Source organism: uncultured Eubacterium sp., assembly GCF_934295145.1.
Taxonomy (GTDB): Bacteria; Bacillota; Clostridia; order Lachnospirales; family Lachnospiraceae; genus Eubacterium_I.
This window is the reverse complement of record NZ_CAKRAS010000033.1, coordinates 24,283-30,724: the sequence shown is the minus strand read 5'-3', so window position 1 is coordinate 30,724 and position 6,442 is coordinate 24,283. Positions and strand designations below refer to the sequence as shown.

Annotated in this window: 5 protein-coding genes and 1 tRNA gene; 1 reads left to right on the top strand and 5 read right to left on the bottom strand. The window is 40.7% G+C overall.

The features are described from left to right. Positions 1-115: 115 nt before the first annotated feature. Positions 116-1,768: a Na/Pi cotransporter family protein gene (locus Q0I54_RS08260; protein ID WP_296117891.1), complete on the bottom strand. Its 1,653-nt coding sequence runs from the start codon at positions 1,766-1,768 to the stop codon at positions 116-118. Positions 1,769-2,067: 299 nt separating this feature from the next. Here Q0I54_RS08260 and Q0I54_RS08255 point away from each other — a divergent pair. Next, positions 2,068-2,147, top strand: a tRNA-Leu gene (locus tag Q0I54_RS08255). Positions 2,148-2,242: 95 nt separating this feature from the next. Here the strand turns inward: Q0I54_RS08255 and nrdG are convergent. The 4 genes from nrdG to nrdD form a co-directional block, all read right to left on the bottom strand. Continuing rightward, on the bottom strand, positions 2,243-2,776 hold the full coding sequence (gene nrdG, locus Q0I54_RS08250; protein WP_296117889.1) for an anaerobic ribonucleoside-triphosphate reductase activating protein: 534 nt from the start codon (positions 2,774-2,776) through the stop codon (positions 2,243-2,245). 42 nt (positions 2,777-2,818) lie between these two features. Beyond that, on the bottom strand, positions 2,819-2,995 hold the full coding sequence (locus Q0I54_RS08245) for a DUF4250 domain-containing protein (protein WP_296117887.1): 177 nt from the start codon (positions 2,993-2,995) through the stop codon (positions 2,819-2,821). A gap of 128 nt (positions 2,996-3,123) precedes the next feature. Then, the gene (locus tag Q0I54_RS08240; protein ID WP_296117886.1) at positions 3,124-3,792 is read right to left on the bottom strand and encodes a hypothetical protein; all 669 of its coding nucleotides are present in this window, start codon (positions 3,790-3,792) and stop codon (positions 3,124-3,126) included. Between the two features lie 264 nt (positions 3,793-4,056). Further along, positions 4,057-6,234, bottom strand: coding sequence for an anaerobic ribonucleoside-triphosphate reductase (gene nrdD, locus Q0I54_RS08235; RefSeq protein WP_296117884.1), 2,178 nt, complete (start codon positions 6,232-6,234; stop codon positions 4,057-4,059). Positions 6,235-6,442: the final 208 nt, after the last annotated feature.

Here is a 6,442-nt window from a genome sequence, read left to right as displayed (position 1 = left end):
TTGCGGGCGAGTTCGCGGGAGCGGTCGGAAATAAGCGACGCAGTGGTCACAGAAAATTTTTCAGGTTCTTGTTGGAGCTCGTTTCTGCTTGTTCCAAATTACCCTAAACAAGAATTTATAAGGTTTTCGGCACATCCAATTCAGTCGGACGTTCCTTTAATGCATAAGCCAGATTAATGGCATGATCAGAGCAACGCTCCAAATCGGTAACCAGATCAGAGAAAATTACACCGCCCAGTGGATTACACATGGAATTCATAATACGTTCAATATGGTTGTTAATGAGATCTTTCTCATGATCATCCACATGCTGTTCCAGAATCTCAATTTGATCCAGTTTACTGTAATCATCTTTTTCAAAAATATCCAAAGCCAGATATACTGCATCCAGCGCATCCTGAGACATATCCAAGAGTTCTTTTCTCGCTGCTTCTGACATTTCTGCTTTCTTGGCATTCATCTGTTCGATATACTCTACCATATTTTCCGCATGATCAGACAAACGCTCGATATCTGTAACCGCAATTGTCATCATGGACACACGACGCATATTTTCCGGTGACAGATCCAGGGATCTTAACTCTACCATGGCATCTGCAATCAGATGATTCAGTATATTCACACTTTCCTCATGAGAACGTACAGATGCTGCCTTAGAAGCACTATAATCAAAAAAGCAATCCAATGCTCGTTTCAAATTGTCTGCAGCAATATGACCCATACGTGTAATTTCGCGCTGCGTCTGACGCAGAGCAACCGGAGCCGGTACTTTCGTAATCTGTGTCATGTAAACCAGAGAGCGGTCTTCCAGCTGCTGATTTTCCTCCGGAAGTACCGGAACGATTTTTTCTGCCAGCCAGATCAGTCTTCCTGTAAACGGTAACTCGACCAGAACCGCAATAATTGCGAAAATCGTATGTGTATTTGCCAGCTGTCGACCAATATCATTCGGTGACAGGTTCTGGATTCCAGTCAATATTATCGGGAAGATGTTGATCAATGCGACCAAAATTCCAGCTCGGAACACATTAAACAGAAGATTCAAAATGGCTGCTCTCTTTCCATTTCTGTTCGCTGTCAGGCTTGCAAGCAGGTTCGGTGTAACAGAACCGATAGCTGCACCAATTACCAGATATACCGCTACGTTGTAGCTAAGTAATCCCTGAATGGCAAATGCCTGGAAAATGACAGTGGAAGAAGAAGAACTCTGTAATAATGCAGTAAATGCAATACCGAACAAGATTGCAAGCGCCGGATTATTCAGTGTAGATAAAAATGAAACAAATCCTTCACTCTGGGACAACGGCTGAATTGCGACTTTCATCATTGTAATACCCTGGAATAACATACCAAAGCCCATGATGACAGAACCTACATGTTTCACAAAATTGTTCTTCATAAACAGATACATGATTGCACCGGCAAAAAGCAGTAACGGTGTAAAGGTACTGATATTGAAAGCTGTGATCTGTGCTGTGATTGTTGTACCGATATTAGCACCCATGATTACGCCGATGGCCTGTCCCAGATTCATCAGACCCGAATTTACAAATCCGATGACCATAACATCCGTTGCGGAAGAACTCTGCACAAGTACCGTCATACCAAGTCCCACAACAATTGCGATAAGTTTGTTTTTGGTTGCATGTTCCAAAATTGTCTGAAGTTTATCTCCACAGGCATTTTTCAGACCAGCGGACATGATCGTCATACCAAAAAGGAACAATCCAACGCCACCCAATAATGAGAACGCTTCTACTATAGACATATATTTATCCTCCGTAATAGTCGTAAGAAAATTGTAAATATATTTTTACATACGAATCCATTCTACCAGTAAAATGTAAATTTGTCTTTAGATTAAACGTATTTTATTGAAAATTGGTAAAATATAAGAAAAATCAGCGTAAATCAATCGTAAAAATATATAAATAGTAACAAATTTATCACCACCGGCTGGTCTTTTTGCAAAGCATCCCATATTTAATGTTTTTTTTAATAAAAATCACGGTTGATTTTTTGTCTTTTATTCGGTATAATTCGTTTTGTATCTAGTTTTCCAGATTTGCGGATATGGCGGAATTGGCAGACGCGCCAGATTTAGGTTCTGGTGGGAGACCGTGCAGGTTCAAGTCCTGTTATCCGCATAAAATAAGGGTTTTCGAGCATTTGTCATAGCCTCGAAAACCCTTATTTTTATATTTTGATATCAATTAATGTAAAGCAGTAATATATGTAACTTCTATTTTCCTTCCCACCATACAATTTCACCGGCATCCTCGGTTTTTCTCAGATCGATCAGACGCTGATTCTCCGATCCACGGAACTGCAGACTGATATTTTTCTTATCCTTCATAAATTCTCCGTCTACAAGTACATCCACACAGGCAAGCACCGCATCCGTCACCTCACAACGTGCTCTTCCGGTTCCGATTTCTTTACCAGTCAGTTCTTCGTATACATAACCACTATAAGCCCATATTGTTTTTTTCGGCAATTCACGGCGTACTCGCTGCAAAAATGGAAGCAGCACATACTGATGCTCTGGCTCAAACGGCTCTCCACCAAGCAAAGTTAATCCTGCCACATATCCTGGACGCAATGCTTCCATCAATTCTTCTTCCACTTCTTTTGTAAATGGTTGTCCATACGTGAAATTCCATGTCTCCGGCTGAAAACATTCCTCACAATGATGCGTACATCCGGATACAAACAATGTCACACGCACACCTGGGCCATCTGCAATATCTGATTTTTTTATATTACAATAATACATGTTTCACCTTCTTTCCAGACACTCAATCCTTATTATTTCTTCTTAACGAAACTGATTTGTCTCTGGTTGATATTCATACTTGATCAGTGCCAGTTGATCGGTAATTTCCTTCTCAGACATGCCATAAGCTTTTGCTAATTCTGCTAATGATGGATAATGATCTCTCAGTTCTGTATTTACTACACTTAAAAGCATGACCGGATCTTTTGGTAATATCATTCTTTCATTCCTCCACTATTCAAGAATGCCCTCGGCATTCTTATTGCTCACCACCTATAGGGATGAGAGTTATCTCACATCTGATATGTTTTCCTCTATTATAATACGATACCATCTTTTATGGAATTTTATTTTGCAAGTAACATTGCCATTCCAGTCATGATAAATATACCGAATCCTGCAATAATACCGCCACCGATCTGCTGCCACAACCGTCCAAAAGTGGACAACTCGCCGTTTTTAAACTGCCATCTTTTCAGGAAAAAATAGCATTCTTCCGGATACATCACACAGATAATTCCAAGTATATACAAAATCAGTCCAAGTATATTCATATACCATTTGGAAATTGTTTCCTGATCATTATAGATGATCCTGCACAGTGCGTAACTGCAACGCTCCTGTCCCATGTCTGGAGCAATATTCACGCCATCTTCAGAAAATTCAAAATTTCCATTCTGGAGTACTGGCACTCCGTTATTATACAACTCTTTCTGCTCTGTATCCCAGTTTCCTGATATAGTCTGATCTGGAAAATAAAATGTAATTTGTTCCTTTTCTATCTCATAGGAAACTTCCTGTTTTTTATCGTGAGAAACAATTGTAAATTCATGATCCGATGTCTGCTCTATATAATTAGATGCATCTTTTTCATACCTTGAAGCACTTTTTTCATAGAGAAAATCATCTCCCACATATACCCCCGGACGCATCGTTGCATAAGCCCCATATCCAAATGCAACTGCTGCAATGAGTACAATAATAATTACCTTTATTGCCTTTTTTTTGCCATTCATAGTACGCCCCTCCATACCTATTTCTATTTTCATAAAAACATCATACATTTCTCTTTTTGCACTGTCAACATCTGTTGATTTTCTTTATACTTTATAAAAAAGACCATTATGAAACTGTCAAAAACAGTAATTCTATAATGGTCTCTTTTTTTCACCCGAAAAAAAAATTTTGGGGTTTTAAGTTCAGTTCATGTTACAAATTCCTGAAAAAAAATTTGTGAAGATTTTTTGTTTTTTTGCAAACTCTTTTATACATCTTTAAGTCTACAAATGAAGCACTCTCTCCTTAATCTCCTGAGTTCTTCCCTGATTCCAGAACTGTGTTCCAATATAACCACATGTCCGACGTGCTACATTCATCTTATCCTGATCATGATTTCCGCAATTCGGGCACTCCCAGACTAATTTTCCATCTTCCTCGACAATTTGGATCTCGCCCGTATATCCGCATACCTGGCAAAAATCACTCTTTGTATTCAGCTCTGCATACATGATATTATCATAAATGTACTGCATTACGGAAAGTACTGCATCCAAATTCTGCTGCATATTCGGCACTTCCACGTAACTGATTGCTCCTCCCGGAGACAGCTTCTGGAACTGTGCTTCGAATTTCAATTTTTCGAAAGCATCAATGTTCTCTGTTACATGAACATGATAACTGTTTGTAATGTAATTCTTGTCTGTTACGCCCGGGATCAGTCCAAAACGTTTCTGCAGACACTTTGCAAATTTGTAAGTTGTGGACTCAAGCGGTGTACCATACAGACTGAAATCTACGTTATGCTCTGCTTTCCACTCGTTGCAGACATCGTTCATATGCTGCATTACTTCCAATGCGAACGGTGTTGCACTTGGATCTGTATGTGATTTTCCAGTCATGTAGCGTACACATTCGCACAGACCTGCATATCCAAGTGAAATTGTGGAATATCCACCATGAAGTAATCCGTCAATGGTCTCACCTTTTTTCAGTCTTGCCAGTGCGCCGTGCTGCCACAGGATTGGAGCCACATCCGAAGGGGTTCCTTCCAGACGCTCATGACGGCAAACCAGTGCGCGGTGGCAAAGTTCCAGACGCTCATCAAAAATCTTCCAGAATTTATCCATATCTCCCTGAGAAGAACAAGCAACATCAACCAGGTTGACAGTTACAACGCCCTGGTTGAAACGTCCGTAATATTTCGGCTGGTTTGTTTCCGGATCTACATATGGTGTCAGGAAAGAACGGCATCCCATACACGGATAACAGTGTCCCTCACCGTTTTTATCTACTTTATTTTCAAACATAATTTTCTCAGAAATGTAATCCGGCACCATTCTTTTTGCAGTACACTCTGCAGCCAGTTTTGTCAGATACCAGTATTTACTGTCTTCATGGATGTTGTCCTCTTCCAGAACGTAGATCAGTTTCGGAAAGGCCGGTGTAATATAAACACCTTTCTCATTCTTGATACCCTGAATTCGCTGTTTAAGTACTTCCTCAATGACCATAGCCAGATCATCTCTGGTGCGTCCTTCCGGAACTTCGTTCAGATACATAAAAATTGTGATAAACGGAGCCTGACCGTTTGTGGTCATCAGTGTGATCACCTGATACTGGATCATCTGAACGCCCTGTTTTACTTCTTTCTGTACACGAAGCTCTGCTACTTTATTGATGGTCTCTTCATCTGCCTCAATACCGCTCTGCTCGAATTCGCAGGCAACTTCTTTCTGGTATTTTTCACGGCTTACCTGTACAAACGGTACCAGATGGGACAGGGAGATACTCTGTCCACCATACTGGGAACTTGCGATCTGTGCAACGGCCTGTGTGGCTACGTTACATGCAGTGGAAAAACTGTGTGGTTTCTCAATCATTGTCTCACTGATCACGGTTCCGTTCTCCAGCATATCTTCCAGATTTACCAGACAGCAGTTGTGCATATGCTGTGCAAAATAATCAGCATCATGGAAATGGATCAAACCTTTCTCATGCGCATCCACGATATCTGACGGCAGAAGGAAACGTTTTGTGATATCCTTGCTTACCTCACCGGCCATATAGTCACGCTGTACACTGTTGACTGCCGGATTTTTATTGGAATTTTCCTGTTTTACTTCCTCATTGTCAAACTCAAGCAGGCTTAAAATCTGCTCATCTGTTGAGTTGGACTTACGCACCAGCGCTCTCTTATATCGGTAGGTGATATAGTTACGCGCTACAGAAAAGGCTCTCTGGTTCATAATCTGATTCTCCACCAGATCCTGAATTTCCTCTACACTCAGTGCACGATTCATACCTTCACAAATCGTACGCATATTGGCACCGATAACTGCAATCTGCTCTTTGCTCATACGCTCAGTTTCAGCTACACTGTCGTTCGCTCTGATCACTGCGGAAATAATTTTGTCCAGATCAAACTGCGATTCCGACCCGCTACGTTTAATAATCTTCATTCCACTCGCCCTTCCTTACCATTTTTCTCTGTTTTTCTTCTGTCTATACTATTTCATGACTGTCCAAAGCTGCCTTTATCAGCCTGCCCCTTACAAAGCTCTGAACAATTATTATTTATGATATCAGTTCTCTTGCAATCATTACCCTTGCATTGACCCGAGAGAACCGTTCTCGACCATTGTACAATATCTAGTGTTATTTTTCAAT

Coding starts and splice junctions, on each gene's coding strand:
- Q0I54_RS08260 (WP_296117891.1), bottom strand. CDS start 1,768: ATGTCTATAGTAGAAGCGTTCTCATTATTGGGTGGCGTTGGATTGTTC.
- nrdG (WP_296117889.1), bottom strand. CDS start 2,776: ATGTATTATTGTAATATAAAAAAATCAGATATTGCAGATGGCCCAGGT.
- Q0I54_RS08245 (WP_296117887.1), bottom strand. CDS start 2,995: ATGATATTACCAAAAGATCCGGTCATGCTTTTAAGTGTAGTAAATACA.
- Q0I54_RS08240 (WP_296117886.1), bottom strand. CDS start 3,792: ATGAATGGCAAAAAAAAGGCAATAAAGGTAATTATTATTGTACTCATT.
- nrdD (WP_296117884.1), bottom strand. CDS start 6,234: ATGAAGATTATTAAACGTAGCGGGTCGGAATCGCAGTTTGATCTGGAC.